Here is a 20,267-nt window from a genome sequence, read left to right on the forward strand (position 1 = left end):
TATCGGCTAAGTCAGCTTAAACTCAGGCATATTGTTTAAATAAGCCAAAGCTTGAGCTGTTGAGCCTTCATATAATGGACTATGCTTCGGGTTAAAGTAACGTAAACAGGCACGCGTAATATAGCTTGCTCGAGGTACACGATCCTGTCTCGCCGCACGGAAATAATCTTTATAGCGAAAACGCTGCGGTAATTGAGGATCTTTTGCGACGAGAGTTTCCACAGCTATATAGGCCAAGACAATAAATAAAGGAAAAGTAAAAACCGCCGCGCCTGTTCTTAATACAAGATTATTACTCAAATGCCGAAACATCGCATCGGCCACTTCACGATGTTCGACTTCTTCTGCACCATGCCATTGCAATAAACGCAACATTTGTTGATCAACAGGTGCTTGCTGTAGTCCCTCTGCATTGAGTACCCAATGCCCCAGTACACCGGTTAAATGCTCTGCCGCTGCGACCATGGCAAGGCGTGTTTTTAGCCACATGGATTTTAATCGAGCATGCTTTAATTCATAACCCAAGGGTTTTGGGCCAAGTAGGTCATTAAAGATCCAGCTCATCATTTTGCTATACTGGCTTAAATCAATCCCTAATGCTTCGATATGCCGCGTGCCCAAGGTATGTCCATAACTATGCGTCCCTTCCTGTTTAATGAAAGCCATCACAGCTGCTTTTAATTGTTCATCTTGAACGAAAGGCAGCGCATCCCGAAAAGTCTGACAAAACCAGCGTTCTGGTGCAGGTGTAATCGGATTAATCACATTGAGCATCTGCGATGCCATTGGATCATCATAGATCCAGTGGCTCGGTGTTGCTGCAAAATCAAATATGGGGCGTCGAGGAATAATTGAATGAGTTTCTTTCATTAATCCACGCATAAGACAACTCCTTATCTAAATAACCGTGACGACTATTCTTGTGTCAAAATATTGAATCCCATCCGTGGTCCAAATGCCAGCAAAGTACGGACGAGACCCTTAATCGCCTTTGGTTTCTGGCCACTGCTGATACGGCGGAATTGAGCGGCATGCCAAGCCAGTTGTAGATAGGCATCGACGGGCTTATAGCCAATAGCTGGAATTTTTGCAGCTTCTGTAACTGATTTTCCTGCCAAGAGCTGTTTGGCTAGATCAGGATGTAAAGCAAATGGTCGAGCAAGTCCCACCAAATCTACAGTGCCATCAGCCACAATACGATTCATCAGCTCGGCATTGCGTAGCCCACCCGTGAGCATCAAGGGTAATCTGCTGTGTTGGCGCAAAGCGGTGGCATAATCAAGAAAGTAGGCATCACGCTGAGCCTGACGCTCAGGCGCATATCCCAGTTGCGCCGGTGACTCATAATTCCCACCTGACACTTCCAGTAAATCAATCCCTTCAGCTTCTAAGGCCAAGGCAATCTGCACCGATTCTTCCTGACTCAAGCCCCCATTTTGAAAATCGGCAGAATTCAGTTTGACACTGAGAATTTTATCTTTGCCAATGGCCTGACGCACAGCTCGAACCGTTTCAATCAAGAAACGGCGGCGATTTTCTGGGCTTCCCCCCCATTGATCAGTACGGGTATTGGCCAATGGTGATAAGAATTGCGACAGCAAATAGCCATGGGCGGCATGGACTTGCACCCCATCAAAACCTGCTTTCACAGCAAGTGCTGCCGTCGTTGCAAAACGCTGGATTTGTTCTAAGATTTCTGTTTCTGACATGGCACGTGGCACACGAATCAGATTCATGGCAGGCAAATCCAGCCCCACCGCTGAGGGTGCAATCGGCTTTTTCAATAAGGGTAAAACCGCAACACGACCTGGGTGGTTGATTTGCATAATAATTTTGCTGCCATTGGCCTGTGCTGCTTGTGCCCAGAGTTTATGCGCTTGCAAGAATTGCTCGTCTTCCAACACCACATTTCTTGGCTCAACAAAGGCACGATGATCAATCATCACATTGCCGGTGATTAACAGACCTGTTCCACCTCTGGCCCATGTGGCATAAAGCTGCTGTAAATCCGTGGTGGGCGAGCCATGTCGATCTGCCAATTGTTCACTCATGGCTGATTTTGCAATTCGGTTTGGGATGCTGATGCCACATGCCAACTGCAATGGTTGTTGTAAAGCAGAATTTGAGGATACTGATGCTGTCATTTTCATTCTTCCTAAATTATTAATCTATAGCTAAGCAGTGCGATGCTGATCTGACCCAGTGCGCTGCCAGAAGCTCATGCTAAATATTGCTGTTTAAGCCGATTCACTTGATCACGGTTGTCATGCTGCCAAGGATGAAAATCCGCTGAGAAAAAGTCGCGATACGGCCTGCTAATCCTTTTGATTAAGCCTTTTCGTCCAAACAAATAACTGAACCCTTGATACAACCCTTTTAAATCGCCTTGTTTGCCTGAATGCTGCAACAACTCGATGGTTCCGCGGGTGGTGATCATCACAAAAGAAAGTGTTGTTTCCAGCATGACCAACCTTAGGAAATAAGGTCGATTAACCAAACTCTGATACACATCAAAGGCCACTGCTTTGTGTTCGGTTTCTTCAATGGCATGCCATGCCCAGATTTTTCTCACCTGCGCATGAAATAAAGCCAAATCTTCAGGTGCAGTCGCAATAAAATAATCCGCAAGAATTGCCGTTAGATGCTCCATGCATACCGTACAGGCCAGTTGATGCGCAGGAGAAAATTGTGTCTGCATCAAACGATTCATCTTTTTAAATCGCTTATAAATTCGATCGACTGGATAACCTTTTTTCAACATCATGGCATTCAATCCATCATGTTCTTTACCGTGGTGTGCTTCTTGACCAATAAAGGCACGTACCTGTTTCAGTAAAACAGGATCTTTAATCTGTGATTGATAAAGGCGCACACTATGAATAAACTGCCGCTCTCCATCAGGAAATGCACTGGATAAGGCAGTCAGTAACATGCTCAGTAAAGGATTCTGGTGAAACCAAAATTCTGGAATGTCATCTGGAAAAGAAAAATCCATGTTACGTACTTGGATCTCAATCGAAGCAGAAACTTGACGATAGTCAGCAACCGTCGGCTTTGAAGAAACAGCAACAAGATTCATCAGGTGACCCTCAGTTATAAAACACGCGGATTAAATTGGCGCAGTAAAAATAATGGGGTGCGTAACCGTGGAATCTGAATGGGCGGAATCAAGCCACCCGATAAATCCACCCGATGTAAGCGTGCATCCACCACCGTGCCTAAGCCCATTTCATGCAAAGGATCATTCACCGTCCCCCTAAAGTATAGTTTCATTTCAACACGGCGCACTTCAACAGGATGTTCTTTTGGGGTAAATCGCACTTCTCGAGGTAAACCTAAGCCTAAACCGCCTGTAATATTGCGATGCGGTAAACCTAAAATGGGGGGTGCGTCCCTTATTAGCTCACCCAGTTTGGCTTCCATTTCAATCAAGACCGTTCCACGGCGTGATGCTTGGCTGATAATCCGTGAACCATCATTGTCCCAACTGATTTCCCCGATTTTTTTGGGATAGCCCAGCAATTCACGGCCGATAATCATGGCGCGATCATCATCCAAAATCATCCACGGGCAAAAGATGCCTGTTTTATTGCCGATCTGAATATGCACAAATAAACCTGCCTCGTGGTACGCCCCCGTATAGACATTTTCTGGGAAATAGGCACAAAACAAATCCGCTCTAGCGGGTTTCGCCAGCTTCATTCCAGCAGGTAACCAACGGGCCATCGCCTTTTCATTCACCTCGACCACCGCAGTTAAATATTGCGCATTGTGATAGAGCTTATTGCCTAAATTGGCGAGACCAATAGGTGTGCGTAGGTCATTTATCAACTGTCTCATGCTTTTAACCTCGAAAAGACCTGCTTTAATATCGGTAATAAAATGACACGCGGGGTATAACGTCCTCCAAGAGTCTGGGCTTGGGCAAGCCATCCAGGAATCACAATCCGACGATTGCAAGCCATGCCTTGAATCGCTTCTTTGGCAACACGTTCTGCCGACACCCAGACCAGATTGCCCCCAATGCCGTCAATTTTGCTGATGCCTGCCACTTCATTGAAGCCTGTTTTGGTTGGACCCGGTGCCAATAAGGTACAGCTCACGCCCGTGCCGCTCAGCTCACTGTGCAGTGATTCGGCAAAAGAATTGGCAAAGGCTTTGCTTGCGGCATAGGTTGCATTGGCTGGTGTCGGTTGATGACCCGAGGTCGAACCCACAATCAGAATCGCACCTGTTCGACGCTGAATCATTCTTGGCAATACCGCTAAAGTCAGATCCTGCACCGCCACCGTATTCACTTCGGTTTGTTCACGTTCCCGATTTGCATCCAATTCGTGCAAACGTCCAAAGGTAGCAAAGCCTGCGTTATTGCATAACACAGCGACATTGATCTGTTCTAGCTCTTTACGGAAAGTGGTTCTATCTTGGCGATCCGCAAGATCACAAGGACGTAAACTAACCTCGACTTGGTATTTTTCACGTAGATGACTGGCAAGTGCTTCTAATTTATCGACACGTCGGGCAACCAAAATAAGTGAATAGCCCAGTGCTGCAAATTGTTGTGCCAGTGCTTCTCCAATACCCGAAGAAGCACCAGTAATTACAACTGGGGAATCTTTTAAAGGGGGTGCTAAACTCATCATCCATACTCAGATCAATAGAATAATCCTAGTATCTAAGAGCTAAAACTTGAGCGTGAGCGGTAATTCAGCCATACTGCTAATCATTTTCGGCCAAATTAAAACAAGAAATGAAAGATCCCTATGGCTTATCCAAAGCCAGTATTCCGATTTCTTATGTGCATTTACTCTTGGAAATTATGGTTGAAAAAGGCTTCTCTGCTTCCGAGATTCTACAGCAAAGTAAAATAGCTTCGGCATTGCTGCATCAATTAGATGCGCGTATCAGTCCCAAACAATGGTCAAAATTGGCTTGGATCTGTTTAAGTTTGGCCAAAGATGCTGGTTTAGGCTACGAATATGGGCTAAAACTGCGTCTCACCGCCCATGGTCCAATGGGCTATGCGCTAATGAGTAGCCCTTCTTTGCGACAATCGATTGAACTTGCAACGCAATTTTTCAATATGCGGCTCAAAGATTATCGAATTGATTTTTTTGAACACCATCAACATTCCATTATTGAAATCAAGCAAACCCACCCCGTCGTCAGTCAGCATGCTGAACAGGCGGAAATTTTAAGACGCTTTTTCTATGAATGCCTGATGATTGGCATTGTACAAACGGGACGCTCATTAACCGAGCGTGATTTTGCTGAGGTCCAACTTCAGGTGGATTGGTCTGAACCACCTTACCATCAACAGTTTCAAGCTCAGCTTCCTCAGATCCATTTTGAACAGGTCCAAAACCAAATTTGCTACCCAGCATCCATCCTCAACCATGCCACCAAAATGGCAGATCCCACTGCTTTTCAACAGGCTTTGGCGCAATGTGAAGCTGAACAAATTCGTTTTTCTGAAACCATCCAAGATATTGGCTTACGTGTTAAAGCCGAATTAGTTCTCACGCCGCAAAAAGGTTATCCAAGTCTAGATCAAGTTGCGGAACGTCTGCATATGTCGAGTCGCACCTTACGACGACATCTGGATGAAGCTGGTTATTCTTATCTGGGTCTATTAGATGAAATGAGATATCAAGAAGCACGAAAACTTCTGCATAACAATCATATGGAAATACAGGATATTGCACTGTACTTAGGCTATCTACAACCTGCCAACTTTTCCCGTGCCTTTAAAAAATGGAGTGGCGTAACACCGAGCCAATTTCGTCAAACCCAACTATAGAACACCAACAAGTGACATCAGGCCGATCAATCTCGACCTGACTTGAACATAGTTATTTTACAGCCGCTTGTATCAAGCCTTTTAATTGCTCAATTTCAGCCCCTGTTGCACTTTGCAAAGGCGGTCTTGGCACCCCGACTGAAAAGCCCAATAGATTGAGCCCTGATTTCACTGTTTTCGGTAAGCCACCTTTGACAATGAAGCTCAGCACAGGTAATTGCTGATAAAATATCGCCTGCGCCTTTGACAGATCACCCTGTTGAATCGCTTGATATAATTGCTTTGGCAAGTCACCGAGCAAATTCGGTGCTGCCGTACACCATCCTGTCGCCCCAGCACAAAAGGCTTCTAGCGCCAATGGATTAGAACCATTATAAAATGGCAACTGCCCCTGCGTTAAAGCATGAAATTTATGCATGCGCTGAATATCACCGGTGCTGTCTTTGACCATGCAAATATTGTCGATCTGGTTAAACATTTTCACGATCAATTCAGGTGACATATCAATCCCGCTGGTGGCTGGATTGTTATAGACCATAATTGGCAACTTCACTGATTCAGCAATCTGTTGATAATAATCATAAATTTCCTGATCGGTGAGTTTCCAATACGACACTGGAATCACCATAATCACATCTGCGCCTAATTCTTCTGCTTTCTTGGCTTTTTGAATCGCCATCGCAGTGGTCAGTTCAGAAATTCCAACAATCACAGGAACACGTTGATTCACCACCTCAATGGTGGTTTGTGCCACCTGCTGCCATTCTTGCCAAGTTAAATAAGCACTTTCCCCTGCACTGCCTAAAGGTGCAATCGCATCACACTGTGATTCAAGCAATGCATTTAGACTGATCGTTAGGGCCTCAAGATCAAGTTGTTGCCCGCCCGCTTTAAATGGCGTGACGGGATAAGCAATAATGCCTTCAATTTTCATGTGATTTATTCCTCAATACAATCTTGATGGTTTTTCAATGCCTTACGTGCGTAATAGGCAAAATTGACTTTGTTGCGCTTATCAGTAGACAACCAGTCATGTGCTTCTTTTGCCAGTTCATGTGGAATCGGCTGGATTTGACCTGCCGACATCGCTAATAGTTGCAAACGTGCAGCACGTTCAATCAACAACGCTAAATTACAGGCTTCTTCAATGCTCTTGCCGGCCACCAACTGACCATGATGAGACAACAACACCGCCCGATTTTTTCCTAGCGCTTCAGAAATAAAAATGCCTTCTTCATTGCCGACTGGCACCCCCGGCCATTCACCGACAAAAGAGCAATCTTCATACAAGGCACAGGTATCCATTTGCGAAATGGCCAGTGGTACACGTAGCATCGACAAGGCTGCAATATGAGTGGGATGGGTATGGATAATGCAATTCACTTCTGGATGTTGCTGATAAATCCAAGTATGAAAACGGTTGGCTGGGTTGGCCATGCCTTGCTGATCTAAAGGTTTGAGGTCTTGATCCACGACCAACAAATTGGCGGCGGTAATTTCATCAAAACCCAAACCAAAACGTTGCGTAATAAAGCTATTTTCTTGCTCGGCACGACAGGTAATTTGCCCTGCCAAGCCTGCATCATGACCATGATCAAATAAAATACGACAGGTCAAAGCTAGCTTCTGTCGATCACTGTAATTGACCTCTTGGATCAAATTCATATTCTGCTGCGCCGTTTGCATCAATTGCTGTTTGCTGAGTAATGCGGTTTGCATAAGACCACCTCGCTACGGTTGATTTGTGGATGGGACAGATGCAGAATACGAAGTCAGTGGATGAGTTAAAATATCCAGTTTTTAAAACTTATATGGTCCAGATCAGCATGCAGCAGCCATGGAAGATTCGTCTTCATCTTGAAGAGCGAGAAGAAAAAACCATCTTTCTCAAGTTGGCCAATCAGATTATTGAAGAGATTCTGTCTGGGCGGCTCAGTTCAGGTTCGCGCCTGTCTGGCTCCCGCTCGCTCGCCGATGAATTAAAAATTAATCGTAAAACCGTACAGTCGGTTTATGAAGATTTAGAAGCACAAGGCTGGCTGATCTCAAAACCACGACAAGGCACTTTTGTGGCGGAGAATTTGCCTGAGTTAAAACATAAAAAGATCAATGCAGCAGCAAAACCCAATCCTTCATCCAATACAATCAGTCCAGTAGCAATTAAGAATGATGGCATTCCAGATACCCGCCTAATCCCTTATGAATTATTTTCCCGTGCTTATCGACATGCCCTGATTCAAGTGACCCGTTCTCAAATCATGGGCTATGGCGATCCACAAGGCAGTATTGAGTTACGTCAGGCATTGCTGCAAATGCTGTCGATGGAACGTTTTATTAAAACCAGCATCGAGAATATTTGTGTGGTTCGTGGCAGCCAAATGGGGATTTTTTTAGCGGCTCGTGTGCTAGCTAAACAAAGCTCATCACGTAAAGTGATTGTGGTGGAACAATGGTCTTATCCGCCTGCAGTTGAAACCTTTTTATCGCATCATTATCACATCGTTCGGGTTCGACTAGATCAACACGGTCTTGATATTCAGCATCTGGAGGAAATATTAGAAAAGTATGCTGTAGCTGCAATCTATACCACCCCGCATCATCAATATCCCAGCACCGTAACCATGGCGATGGATCGACGCCTGAAACTGTTGGAACTGTCGAAAGCGTTTGATTTTTATATTATTGAAGATGACTATGATCACGAATTTCATTATGACAGTCGCCCGATTCCACCGCTGATCAGCCTACCGCATGCAGAAAAGGTGATTCATATTGGTTCACTGTCCAAGGTGTTTGCCCCAAGCCTAAGAATTGGCTATGTGGTCGCCAATCGAGACATCATCCACGCCATGAATCAGGATATTTTATTGATCGATAAACAAGGCAATATCATCACTGAACTGGCGATGGCGGAACTGATGCAACAAGGAGAAATCAAACGGCATATCCGCAAGATGCGCAAGATCTATCAACAACGGCGCGACTTTGCACTGAATAGCTTCCAAACGGTATTTAAAGATCAGGTCGAAATAAACTCACCGCTGGGGGGCATGGCCTTATGGGTCAAATTTAAATTTCCCTATCGTGCTGAATATGACGAACTTTTGAATCAGCTGCATATTGATGCCGAAGCGCATTTTGCGGCTGAAAGCCAAGCATCAAATCAGCATTTTCATATCCGTTTTGGCTATGCCGCCATCAATGAAACAGAAATTTCAAACATCATCCGCATGCTCTATGATGCATTTCAGCTCAACGATTGAATGCGCATGATTTTATAATCCTAAGCGCAGTTCCTGACTCCATGTCGATTTGGGTTGTTGATACAGATGCCAACAGGTCTGTTGCAGCGATTGCATCAACGCATGGTTAGCACTTTGCCAATGTGCCAGCGCACAATAGACCACGTGAATTCCCTTCGGCTGAAACTCTCGCGCCAATGACTGAGCCAAGGCTCGAATACTGGCAGACAGGCTTTGACTGAATAAATCTTGCTCAGATTGAACAGGCTGCTGTTGCCCTAAAAAAATCAAAGTCCCTTGTTGTTTGGACAGCATCTGTCGAATCACAGCTTGAGCAATACTCACCGCGGTTAAGCCCGTGTTTTGCCAATAGGACTCAAGCTGTTCAGCGGACAATGCATGGCTATTTTCAGGCAGCACAAAGTCAGGTTGAAAGATGCATAAATCGACAAAATTCCCTGCTGTTTGAATCTGTTGCATACATTTTTTTAGCGCACTCGCATCCAGTAAATTCAGTCGTACACGGATCAATCTCTGAGCTTGAACCTCAAGCTGTGGCTGTGTTTGGGTCACATCATGTTGAAGTTGATAAACAGGCATCTCAGGGCTAAAAAGCGGGCTTAACGCCTGCACATCATTACCCACGATCACCGCACAGCCCTGCATTTTTTGTTGGGCTTTCAACCAGTGTGGCAGCAACTTACTCATCTTAGAATTTCTCCTGATAAGGACGTAAATCTAGTTCATGCGTCCATAAATCAACATTTTGCTGATAGAGCATCCAGTAATTTTCAGCAATTGCCTCAATATTTAAACCACCCGTACCACGAGTTAAACGTGCCAGCCGTCCCAAGCCCCATAAGGCTTTATTGACACGATCACCATCGACCATGCCGTCCACCACCACATGCGCCACATGGATATTTTGCGGGCGGTAGAGCTCAGCCAAATTTAAGGCGTAGCTTCGCAGCGCAGACTTGCCCATGGTAAATGCCGCAAAAAATGGTTTCCCCCGCAATGAGGCACTGGCACCAGTAAAAATCAGCGTGCCCTGCTGCTGTTTTTGAAAAATGATCAGACTACGCTGCGCCACCAACACCGCAGATAAAAAGGTGGAACGCCACATTTGGCTAAAAAACTTCAGGCTACTCTGTAAAAAGATCGAAGGAATATTACCACCCACATTATAAATCACCGCTGCCAGTGCTTCTGGCTGATCGTTCAAATGATCAAACAAGGCCTGCAGCTGCTGCTCATTTTCAGCATCTAGCGCATAAGCCACCGCCTGTCCACCTTGATGATTAATCGCTGCAGCGACCTTTTCGACCTTATTTAAGCTTCGCCCCACCACATAAACTTTGAATTTTTCCTGAGCAAAACGGCGACAGACTGCCGCACCAATGCCTCGCTCGGCACCCACGCCAACCACCGCAACAATCGCAGTTGGCTGCGTTATCTCTTGCTTCGACCGATTCATAATTGTTGTATCCAATGCTGAATATGCGGATAACTGTTAATTTTAGGTCCCCAGATTTTACTGGTACGTACTACCTCTAACAGTTGAGAACCCACTGCAATATCGGCAATGGTTTTGCTCTCACCGACGAGCCAGCCCGTTTGACCCAATACCAACTCGATGCGTTCTAAATGCCGAGTAAATTCTGCCTCGATATCCGCCTTCGCCATTCGTCCTGTACCTTGCATCTTCACTTGCAGATTCAACGCGGCTTTAAGCAAAGGTTTCATCAATACAATCTCATGCTTGGGACGACCTTCCGCACTAATCGCCACCGCATGATTCAGGGCATCGGCATCACTGACCCGAAAATATACTTCATAGAAATATAACAATTCGTCAGACCAGTCTTCCCACAATTCCACATAGGCTTTTTGCAGCGGATCCGTAGGATATAAACGGGGCAACTCTGGATAAGCATCATCTAGATAACGAGCAATTTTAGTACTGTCCTGAATACGTTGTCCGTTGATATCCAGCACAGGGACTTTGCCGACTTTGCTGAGTCCTGGGACTTTAGCCCCCAATACGCCGTTATAATTTACAGTTTCAAATGCAATGCCTTTAAACTGCAACATCCGTGCAACTTTCTTGCAGAACGGTGAAATTTCCCATTGATGTAAGACCACTGTACTCATTGTTATATTTCCATCTTTTATTGAATTGATCTGGATGATAAGCCAGCAACGCAAAGCGAGCTCAACTTATCTTACAGATATTTATCCCTTTGGTGATGTGTAAGCGCGGGTGATTTTTTTCGCGCCGATTAATGAATAAAAGTCGATTGTTCTGGCGATAAACCAATTTTGATTTTGGTTTTTGCCACAATATCCGACTCATCGGTATCATTGGGATGGAAGTCACGACGATAATAAGAGAAAAATTGTGGCACTAGTTTTCGGTAGGCTTGCACGGTAAAGCCTGCAAATTTAGCCCACGATTTCAGATTGAGTAATTGCTTATCTCTGGACATCAATACCACTTGGTAAACATTTGAAAAAGTTGTGATGAGGACCAAACTCAGGCTAAAAATCGCAACCCGTGGGATATAGGCATCAAGCCCTTTGCCATAGAGATATTCATACATATCATAGGCAACTGCCTTGTGTTCGGTTTCTTCGACACTGTGCCACAGCCATAAATTCCGAATGGTGGTATCAGTCATTAATTCATTGACGTTTTTCATCATCTCCACCACCAGTACTGCGGTGTAATGTTCCAGCCCAACTGTGACCAAGAGATTCCATTTTTTCGGAAAGGTACGTTCAATCGCTTTAAGGATGATGCCTGTCACCTTTTCCAGTGATTCAGGGTCTAGGCCATATTGTTGTGCACTGACATGAAAGGCATGATGCTCTTTGGAATGCATTGCCTCCTGACCAATAAATGCGCCAATATCACGATCCAGTTGCGGGTTGCTTTTGACTTGATCTCGTAAAGCCCTGACTGAACGGACAAAGTAAGACTCTCCTTCTGGAAATAGGGTGGACAGTCCTGTGAAATAATGGGTAAAGGTTGGTTCATTATTACACCAATATTTAGGCATATCCTGAAATTCATAATCCATACGGCGGACTGGAAATGATGCAGGTATCTTTTGCTTTGATTTTTCTTTTAACGCTGACGCAGACATAACTCACCTCAAGAATAGATCTCAAAATCTTAAGTTCCAAAAAAGAACTTAATTGAAAAATATAACTGCTATGATAAGTTGTCAATAAAGCGGATATCTTAATCGTTCAAGTTGTCCTAAAATGACAGCCTGCTTCCTGTAAAGACATATAGATGGTATTGCGATGAAATGGCATGAACTCGGTGAAATGAATTGTCCAATTGCACGGACTTTATCGATTTTTGGCGACCGTTGGACCCTGCTGATTATTCGTAATGCCTTTATGAAAACCCGTCGTTTTGATGATTTTCAAAAGCAGTTGGGTATCACCCGTCATTTGTTGACCGAGCGTATTAACCGTTTGGTGGAACACAAGATTTTTGAAAAGGTGCTGTACCATGAAGCACCAAAACGTTATGAATACAAGCTGACTGAAAAAGGCTTAGCCCTGTATCCGATTATTGTCACCATGAGTACATGGGGCAATATTTGGCAAAATGAAAATAAACAATTTCCTGAATTGCGTTATTTGCATAAAAGCTGTGGGCATGTGACCAGCCCAAGTCTAACTTGTGATTGTTGCAAGCAGCCTCTTGATGCCAGACAGATGTCACCTGTTTATGTTTCGGGTGAGGATGGGGAATAACATATTCCCCTTCACCTTATATTGAAACTCGGCTCTAATCAGTTCTCAGCTCAATCAAATATATAATTTCTGCAAAGCCCTTTATTAGAGATTTCCTTAAACGGGCTAACTTAAAAAGTCCAAATCGAGTCCCTTTATTTCAATACCTCTTCTTGCGTTCTAAGCACAACAACCATGCGAACAATCCATCCAAATAATCACTTCCACTTTACCAAGTACCATAAACAAAGCTTAGTTATAAAATTTAACTTATAAAATCAAAAAGATATAAAATAATTTTAAAAATAAGTTTTCAACTCAGGCTCAATTTAGTATACATATGTATATACAAGTAAACACATATCAATCTTTCATAATGATTCTTTTCTGAGTTTTTATGGAAAAAGTGTATGTGCTGTAGACCTACAATGCCGAGATCAAAGTAGGTATACAAAAAATTGTATAAAAAACTGTGTTTTATGCACAAGCGTAGGAAATAAAACCTTCCTACAGTGAAGAGCGAGGGAAATGCTTTTCTTAGGCAATATCAAAAAGAAATGCATCTGTTTGCAAACATGAAAGCAACGTATCAGGATGAAACGATGACCATTCAATTAGGCGACAAAATTGATATAAACACCTTTATTCAAATTGCACGCTTTAAAGCCCCACTTGAATTCTCCGAAGACTACGTTGTACGTGTCAAAAAATCACGAGCCGTTCTAGAAGACATGATGTCTCGTGATGAACCGATGTACGGGATTACTACTGGCTTTGGTGCCTTGTGTTCAGAAAAAATCTCTCAACAACAAACCGCAGAATTACAAGAAAATTTAATTTTATCTCATGCCGTTTCCGTTGGTGAACCATTCAACGAAGAGCAAGCACGCGCCTGTATGCTGATGATTCTACAAAATCTAGGTCAGGGATATAGCGGTGTACGTTTTGAAGTACTGGAAAGAATTCGCCAATTTTTAAACCTGAATTTAATTCCTTGGATGCCCAAAGAAGGTTCTGTTGGCTATTTGGCGCCTGAGGCACATTTAGCACTGACGCTCACGGGACGTGGTCAGCTTTACCACCATGGGCAGTTACGTGCAACCCAAGAAGTATTGGCTGCAGAAAATATCCCACCATTACAATTACAAGCCAAAGAAGGCTTAGCCTTAATCTCGGGCACTACCTCGACTACCGCCCTTGCCAGTTTAGCTTTATATGATCTGCAAAATGCGGCCAAGTCTGCGGATATTATCGCAGCTCTCAGTCTCGAATCACTCGAAGGCATCCTCATTGCCTTTGATGAACGCGTGATGACGGTTCGCCCGCATCCTGAGCAAGCAAAAACGGCATCGAATATTCGACGTTTACTAAAAGATTCTGAACTGGCGCTACTCAAACATCCAACCAAATTACAAGATGCACTCTCCCTCAGATGTATTCCACAACTGCATGGCGCTGCCAAGAAAGTTTTAAATGATGCACTAATCACAATTGAAATTGAAATGAATGCATGTTGCGATAATCCAATCGTTTGGCATGATCAAAATCAGCAAGAAATCATTTCGGCCTGTAATCCAGACTCATCTTATGTGGGCATGGCGATGGACACGGCAGCAATTGCGGCTACAAATTTAGCCAAAATGTCTGAACGCAGAAATAACCGTCTGATTGATGGCAGTTTGTCAGGGTTTCCATATTTCCTGATTCAACAACCTGGATTAAATTCAGGATTGATGATTCCACAATATACACAAGCTGCGCTTTTGAATGACATGCGCATGTTATCCCACCCTGCAACCATTGATAACACCCCGACGTGTGGCAATCAAGAAGACTATGTGGCAATGGGTTATAATGCCGCAAAAAAAGCAATCTCCATTGCCGACAAGCTAGAATACATTCTGGCCATTGAGCTGTTATCGGGATATTACGCTCATCAATTTCTGTCAAAAGATAAGAAACGAAGTCCTGCGATGCAGGCAATGATCGACGCATTAGAGCAACGTATCAAAATCTCAGACCAAGATACTTATCTCTACAGTTTTATCAATGAAATCAAAGGAATGATTCACGATGGTACGCTTTTAAACATCATTGAAGATAAAATTGAAAAATTAGATTAAATCAACAGCACTTTTAAGCTCTATAAACTTAAAAGTCGTTTTTATTCTATTTTCAAACTGAGTTTTAAAATCAAAGCCTCGTTAATCCACATCCATTTATTCAATTCACTTGGATAGAAACTTGTTCGCTTAAATTATTTAATCCCATTAAAAAACATAGGGTTAAAATTAAAACTTTAGTTGTATATACATGATAAAGCATGTAATGTTTATCTTGTACAAAAAACAATCGCCACATGGATATCCCCGTGGCAAGTCATGAGCCTATTCCCACCGAATACATAAGGATGAGTATATGGAAGGTGTTTCAAAACAGGTAAAAACCGTACGCTGGGGTGTCTTCGTTCCCTTATTTTTATTAATGTCTTCCGCTGTTGTTTTAGGTATTTCGCATAGCGAAGCGTTAATTAACCTGACCAAAGATTTTTTTAACTGGTCACTACAAAACTTTGGTTGGTTATATCAATGGGTCTCCATGATTTCGCTCATCTTGGTCGGAATCTTATTGGTATCTCGCTATGGGCATATTCGTATCGGGGGAAAAGATGCCAAAGCCAGCACCAGCTTTGGTCGATGGTTTGCCATGGCACTCAGCAGTGGCGTTGCAACTGGTTTAATTACCTATGGGGTGAACGAACCGATTATCTATTTTGGTAATGTCTACGGAGAGCTGAACCAAGTTGGGGTAGAACCATTGACACATAGTGCTGCGATTTGGAGTCTGGGTCGTGTCTTTTACAATTGGGGCTTTATCCCTTACTCCATGTATACCCTCTCGGGTTTAATCGCCGCTTATATGTATTACAACAAGAAAAAAGGCTTGTCAGTAGCGGCAACCTTAGAGCCTTTATTGGGAAAATACGCACAGAATCGAATTATTGCAGATATCATTGATGTGCTTGCCACCATGGCAATCGTATTAAGCTTAGCATCAGGTCTTGGTACGGGTTTAACGGTGGTCGTGACAGGTTTGAAAGTTGCTTATGGCTACCATGCCACTACAGTTTTATGGGTCGTCTTGGGCGCATTAACCACCTTCTTATTTACCTTTTCTTCTTATTTAGGCTTAGACAAAGGCTTTAAGATATTAGCGAGTATTAAATCGAAAGTTTTATACTTCTTGCTGATTTTATTATTCCTTACTGGCCCAACCTTTTACATCCTCAGATCCTCTACTGCGGGTATGGCAATTTGGTTAGATAACTTCTTCCTTTGGGGGCTAGATCCAATTGATATTGGTGGACCAGCTTTAACTCAATGGTGGACGCTGTTTGACTGGGCGGTTTGGGTCGCTTATGCCCCCTTGATGGGAATGTTCTTGGCACTGATTGCATATGGACGTACTTTAAAAGAATTCATTATCGTAAACTGGATTATGCCTTCTTGCTTTGCCCTAGTATGGTTTTCAGTGTGGGGTGGCACATCGCTTTATTTACAGCAAAGCGGTGTATTGGATTTAGTCCAAATCATTAAAGATAATGGTGCAGTGTCTGGTTTATGGGCATTCTTACAACACCTTCCATTTAAATTAGGGATTGTCATCGTCCCGCTAATTTTAGTTTTGACCCTGTTTTCTTCCGCCGTTGCTGCAAATAGTATTACGACCACAATCGCAGGTATGTGTAGCAAAAATGTCCCGATTGGTGAAGAAGCGCCATCGTACCAACGTATTATCTGGGGTGTTTTAATTGGTTCAATTGCCATCATCATGAGTGCCTTTGGTGGCGGTGGCCAAGGGATTGATGGGATTAAATATTTAGCCGTTTGTGGCGGCTTCTGTGTTCTGTTTATTTTTATGCTGCAACTGCTCTCAATTATTAAAACCTTTTTCTACGACAAACCTGTCGAATAAGTTGTCATTTCCTCCCGATTAAACAGGATTTGATCGGGACAACTTTCTTTATCTTCAAAAACTAATTTAAAACACTCGATTTCTCGAGGGAATAAGTCTTGCCGTTGGAAGGCAGATCAAACTAATTTAAGGACAAAATATGCAACATTTTTCAACTATCTCATCCTTGATGAGATGTACTGTATCGACCCAAACATTTCAATCACAGCACATTTCAGCCATTATTTTGTTTAGCGCAGGCACGCTTTTTAGTGCTGTAAGTTCTGCCGATGAAACAATCAATACCGTGCAAGCCTCCCAAAATCGTGTAGACCTCGGTGGAGCTGTACGTATGCGCTTGGATTACGATCCTGACCGAGATATCCGTAAATTAAGTTTTGATACAGCGATCGTGACGCTCGATTTTTATGATGATCAACTCTCTGGCCATATCGAGCATCGTTTTTTAGGCGGCGCATATCCTTATGATTATACCAATCATATTGGTGATGTGAACTTCACTAAAAAAGCTTATCTTGAATATGCGGTAGATCCTCAGCAATCAATTCAAGTCGGTTTAAATCAAGTTCCGATTGGTTTTCAGCCCTATTATACCAGTACCGTTATTGAGTCGATGGCTTATATCGCAGGGATTGAGGACTTATATCGCTTAGGTGCAAAATATAATTATAAAAAAGACAATCATGAAATCTATGCGGCTTATTATGCTGCCAATCCTTGGAAAGGTAAAGGAACAAGCCAAGGTGCATATTATTCTAATCAGCTTATTCCTGCCGATGAAAATCTAGAGAATGGCACCCACTATAAAGAACAAGATGCCGTTGCCTTACAATACAACTATACTCAAAACGATGACAATTGGTCAGCCAACTATGGGATCTCTGCATACTATGCTCAGCTAAAGTCAAAACAAACAGAGGATAAAGCAGGTCATCGTGGCGTCTACGCATTGCATTATGGGCTAAATAAAGATCGTCTAGGGCTTAAAGTTATCAGCATATTTAATCAGATTGATACTCCCTATGATCAGACGACTTTTGGCTCCTACGATGGAACTTTTAATGTCGCCAATAAAGGCATGCTCTACAGCTTAGATCTCAACTATAAGATTCCGGAATTTAATGTAAAGGAGATCAATGATTTCAATGTGTATCTGCATTACAGCCGATACGATAAAACAAAAAAAGTATTTCTAGACTCAGAGCAGTTGGTACTGGGTTCCGCATTTACCTACAAGAAGAATGTGTATATTGCCGCTGAATGGTTATTTGGAAAAAATAATCCTTATATCGGTGGTAGTAGTTATGGAGAGAGTCTTGCTGCAGGTGGAAGCAATCAATGGGAGAATCAAGTCAACGTTAATATCGGCTATTATTTTTAAGCTCTAGCTGATTGAAATAAATAATATTTTCTTTGAATTTTATATACTTAAATTTCAGTATAAAAAAGCCCCGAAACTTTCATTTCAGGGCTCTTTCGAATTTTGGTGGAGATGGCGGGAGTCGAACCCGCGTCCGCCAGCACTACGCCCGAGAATACTACATGCTTAGATATCGTCTACTATTTTAACTCTTTGTGACCCGACGAACAGGGTACAAATCGCGATCCTCTAAGTTTAGTACAAAGCCCCGAGGCTTGGCTTTATACGGACTTGTGTGCGTGCGCTTCAGTCGGACTCTCTAACCACAAGTATTCAGAGAGGCGGACAAGCTGCCCTTAGGCAGCTAGAGCGTATGATTCGTCGTTTGCGACTAAAAAATGCAAATTTGATTTACGAGAGGAAATGCGCTCTCGGCATGCATCTATGAGTTTCATCACCAGCGTCGAAGCCAGGAACATCCCCAAAGTACAGCGCAATCATAGCATAGATAGTCAGAATTTAAATCTCAATTTCTAACCAATCAGCAAAATATACGCTTATTCTTCAATATTGTGTCTCAACTTGTTTTTTCAAGTTCCAATTCAGGTTAATGCGGCGCAGGTCCACCAGCCACAGGTTTAGGCTTTGGACTCATCCAGATCAGGGCACTGGCAAACACAAACACAATCGCCAACAACATAAACACATGATTGGCGGACATGGTAATCGCCTCTTTATCTACTAAATTAGCAATCGTTGCTAAAGTCGCATCAGAGGAGAATCCTTTCTGCAATAAAGTATTTTGTACTTCCTGCGGATGTAAGTTATTCACCATTTCACTGCGCGCCACTTTGGCATGATCGTCCCAGATCGTCACGGCAATCGAAGCACCAATCGCTCCTGCCATGGTTCTCAAGAAGTTCATCAAACCTGCGGCCGATGCCATTTCTTGTGGCAACACTGAACCCATTGCAATATTTGACAATGGAATAAAGAAGAATGGCACTGCAAAGCCCTGCAAGATTTGTGGCCATGCCAAAGACAGAAAGTCTGCATCTGTGACCCAGAAAGCTCGCATTAAAGTAACCACACCTAAGAGCGCCAAACCAAAACTTGCTAATGCACGCGGGTCATATTTGGTCGACAACTTGGCCACAATTGGCGACATGGTCAGACTGCCAAAGCCCATGGTGGCGGTGAGATAACCAGCCCATGTGGCGGTATAACCCAAATTAATCTGTAGCCACTGCGGTATCAGCACGATACTGCCAAAGAAGGAACCAAAGCCAAAGGCCAACGCCAATACGGACACGGCGAAGCCCCTATGTCGGAACACATACAGATTGACCACAGGATGCTTTTCAGTCAGTTCCCAAATCATAAACACGATAAAGCCAACCACCGCAATCAAGGCTAGCATGATAATACTGCTGCTATTAAACCAGTCACGTTCATGTCCGAGATCGAGCATTAATTGCAGTGCGCCAATCCAGAGGACTAACAGGCCTAGTCCGATCGCATCAATCCGCAGTTTTTCGGTTTTGGTTTCAGCCACAGACAATAAACGTATCGCGGCTAAAACACAGAAAATACCGACAGGAATATTGATAAAGAAAATCCAGTGCCAAGACAAATTGTCACTGATGAGTCCACCAAGAATTGGTCCTAAAATCGGCCCAATCACCGTGGTCATCGCCCAGAGACCCATCGCCTGTGCATGTTTTTCAGGTGGGAAAATTCGCATTAATAAGGTTTGGCTGAGTGGCATCAATGGGCCACCACAGAGACCTTGGCCTATACGGAAGAACACCAACATTTCCAATGAGGTCGCTAAACCACACAGGAATGAAAAGATGGTAAAGCCAATCAATCCAAAGACAAACACACGTACGGCACCAAAGCGACCTGCTAACCACCCCGTTAAAGGTACACAAATTGCTTCCGCAACGGCGTAAGAAGTAATGACCCATGTCCCTTGTGAACTGGAAACCGCAAGGTTCCCAGTAATGTGTGGGACTGAGACATTGGCAATGGTGGTATCTAGGACCACCATAAAATTGGAAAGGGCGATCACAAACGCGGCAAGTAGTAAGCGCCCGCCACTAAGTTCTGCAAATGGATTTTGCGTTTTCATGGC

General features: G+C 43.5%; 18 protein-coding genes and 1 other RNA gene. 6 read left to right on the plus strand and 13 right to left on the minus strand.

Going from position 1 to position 20,267, the window contains the following annotated elements:
• Positions 1 to 6: 6 nt before the first annotated feature.
• From A7P55_RS21765 to A7P55_RS21785, 5 genes are all read right to left on the minus strand, one after another.
• The gene (locus tag A7P55_RS21765) at positions 7 to 882 is read right to left on the minus strand and encodes a metal-dependent hydrolase (RefSeq protein ID WP_171553779.1); all 876 of its coding nucleotides are present in this window, start codon (positions 880 to 882) and stop codon (positions 7 to 9) included.
• A gap of 32 nt (positions 883 to 914) precedes the next feature.
• Positions 915 to 2,144, minus strand: a complete 1,230-nt coding sequence (locus tag A7P55_RS21770) for an NADH:flavin oxidoreductase/NADH oxidase family protein (protein WP_171553780.1) — start codon at positions 2,142 to 2,144, stop codon at positions 915 to 917.
• 74 nt (positions 2,145 to 2,218) lie between these two features.
• Complete coding sequence (locus A7P55_RS21775) at positions 2,219 to 3,079, minus strand: metal-dependent hydrolase (protein ID WP_171553781.1); 861 nt, start codon at positions 3,077 to 3,079, stop codon at positions 2,219 to 2,221.
• A 14-nt stretch (positions 3,080 to 3,093) separates the two neighbouring features.
• Positions 3,094 to 3,840: an acetoacetate decarboxylase family protein gene (locus A7P55_RS21780; RefSeq protein ID WP_171553782.1), complete on the minus strand. Its 747-nt coding sequence runs from the start codon at positions 3,838 to 3,840 to the stop codon at positions 3,094 to 3,096.
• Positions 3,837 to 4,640 carry an SDR family oxidoreductase gene (locus A7P55_RS21785; RefSeq protein WP_171553783.1) on the minus strand — a complete coding sequence of 268 codons (804 nt, stop codon included), beginning with the start codon at positions 4,638 to 4,640 and terminating at the stop codon, positions 3,837 to 3,839. The genes A7P55_RS21780 and A7P55_RS21785 overlap by 4 nt, the downstream gene beginning before the upstream one ends.
• A gap of 110 nt (positions 4,641 to 4,750) precedes the next feature.
• On the opposite strand from A7P55_RS21785, the gene A7P55_RS21790 reads away from it, so the two are divergent.
• Positions 4,751 to 5,800 carry an AraC family transcriptional regulator gene (locus tag A7P55_RS21790; RefSeq protein WP_171553784.1) on the plus strand — a complete coding sequence of 350 codons (1,050 nt, stop codon included), beginning with the start codon at positions 4,751 to 4,753 and terminating at the stop codon, positions 5,798 to 5,800.
• Positions 5,801 to 5,852: 52 nt separating this feature from the next.
• Here A7P55_RS21790 and A7P55_RS21795 read toward each other — a convergent pair whose 3' ends face one another.
• Positions 5,853 to 6,734 carry a dihydrodipicolinate synthase family protein gene (locus A7P55_RS21795; protein ID WP_171553785.1) on the minus strand — a complete coding sequence of 294 codons (882 nt, stop codon included), beginning with the start codon at positions 6,732 to 6,734 and terminating at the stop codon, positions 5,853 to 5,855.
• 5 nt (positions 6,735 to 6,739) lie between these two features.
• Positions 6,740 to 7,519, minus strand: coding sequence for an aldolase (locus A7P55_RS21800; protein ID WP_171553786.1), 780 nt, complete (start codon positions 7,517 to 7,519; stop codon positions 6,740 to 6,742).
• Positions 7,520 to 7,557: 38 nt separating this feature from the next.
• Here A7P55_RS21800 and A7P55_RS21805 point away from each other — a divergent pair, with 38 nt between their 5' ends.
• Positions 7,558 to 9,063, plus strand: coding sequence for a PLP-dependent aminotransferase family protein (locus tag A7P55_RS21805; RefSeq protein ID WP_171553787.1), 1,506 nt, complete (start codon positions 7,558 to 7,560; stop codon positions 9,061 to 9,063).
• Between the two features lie 12 nt (positions 9,064 to 9,075).
• On the opposite strand, the gene A7P55_RS21810 is transcribed toward A7P55_RS21805, so the two are convergent.
• From A7P55_RS21810 to A7P55_RS21825, 4 genes are all read right to left on the minus strand, one after another.
• Positions 9,076 to 9,750: an SDR family NAD(P)-dependent oxidoreductase gene (locus A7P55_RS21810; protein WP_171553788.1), complete on the minus strand. Its 675-nt coding sequence runs from the start codon at positions 9,748 to 9,750 to the stop codon at positions 9,076 to 9,078.
• Position 9,751: 1 nt separating this feature from the next.
• Positions 9,752 to 10,519 carry an SDR family NAD(P)-dependent oxidoreductase gene (locus A7P55_RS21815; RefSeq protein ID WP_171553789.1) on the minus strand — a complete coding sequence of 256 codons (768 nt, stop codon included), beginning with the start codon at positions 10,517 to 10,519 and terminating at the stop codon, positions 9,752 to 9,754.
• Positions 10,516 to 11,196 (minus strand): glutathione S-transferase family protein, encoded by a 681-nt coding sequence (locus A7P55_RS21820; RefSeq protein WP_016541894.1) that lies wholly within the window; start codon positions 11,194 to 11,196, stop codon positions 10,516 to 10,518. Before A7P55_RS21820 ends, A7P55_RS21815 begins: the two co-directional genes overlap by 4 nt.
• A 128-nt stretch (positions 11,197 to 11,324) precedes the next feature.
• Positions 11,325 to 12,191 (minus strand): metal-dependent hydrolase, encoded by an 867-nt coding sequence (locus A7P55_RS21825; RefSeq protein WP_016541895.1) that lies wholly within the window; start codon positions 12,189 to 12,191, stop codon positions 11,325 to 11,327.
• A 163-nt stretch (positions 12,192 to 12,354) separates the two neighbouring features.
• On the opposite strand from A7P55_RS21825, the gene A7P55_RS21830 reads away from it, so the two are divergent.
• The 4 genes from A7P55_RS21830 to A7P55_RS21845 all read left to right on the plus strand — a co-directional run bounded on the left by A7P55_RS21830 (position 12,355) and on the right by A7P55_RS21845 (position 18,151).
• Positions 12,355 to 12,816, plus strand: coding sequence for a helix-turn-helix domain-containing protein (locus A7P55_RS21830; protein WP_171553790.1), 462 nt, complete (start codon positions 12,355 to 12,357; stop codon positions 12,814 to 12,816).
• A gap of 581 nt (positions 12,817 to 13,397) precedes the next feature.
• The gene (locus tag A7P55_RS21835; RefSeq protein WP_171553791.1) at positions 13,398 to 14,918 is read left to right on the plus strand and encodes an aromatic amino acid ammonia-lyase; all 1,521 of its coding nucleotides are present in this window, start codon (positions 13,398 to 13,400) and stop codon (positions 14,916 to 14,918) included.
• A 295-nt stretch (positions 14,919 to 15,213) separates the two neighbouring features.
• A complete protein-coding gene (locus A7P55_RS21840) occupies positions 15,214 to 16,770 on the plus strand; it encodes a BCCT family transporter (protein WP_171553792.1) in 1,557 nt (518 codons plus the stop codon).
• A gap of 139 nt (positions 16,771 to 16,909) precedes the next feature.
• Positions 16,910 to 18,151 (plus strand): hypothetical protein, encoded by a 1,242-nt coding sequence (locus tag A7P55_RS21845; RefSeq protein WP_171553793.1) that lies wholly within the window; start codon positions 16,910 to 16,912, stop codon positions 18,149 to 18,151.
• Between the two features lie 103 nt (positions 18,152 to 18,254).
• Here the strand turns inward: A7P55_RS21845 and ssrA are convergent.
• Positions 18,255 to 18,613, minus strand: a transfer-messenger RNA (tmRNA) gene (gene ssrA, locus A7P55_RS21850).
• A 124-nt stretch (positions 18,614 to 18,737) separates the two neighbouring features.
• Positions 18,738 to 20,264, minus strand: a complete 1,527-nt coding sequence (locus A7P55_RS21855) for a DHA2 family efflux MFS transporter permease subunit (RefSeq protein ID WP_171553794.1) — start codon at positions 20,262 to 20,264, stop codon at positions 18,738 to 18,740.
• Positions 20,265 to 20,267: the final 3 nt, after the last annotated feature.

The organism is Acinetobacter sp. Ac_5812, assembly GCF_013072695.1.
Classification (GTDB): domain Bacteria; phylum Pseudomonadota; class Gammaproteobacteria; order Pseudomonadales; family Moraxellaceae; genus Acinetobacter.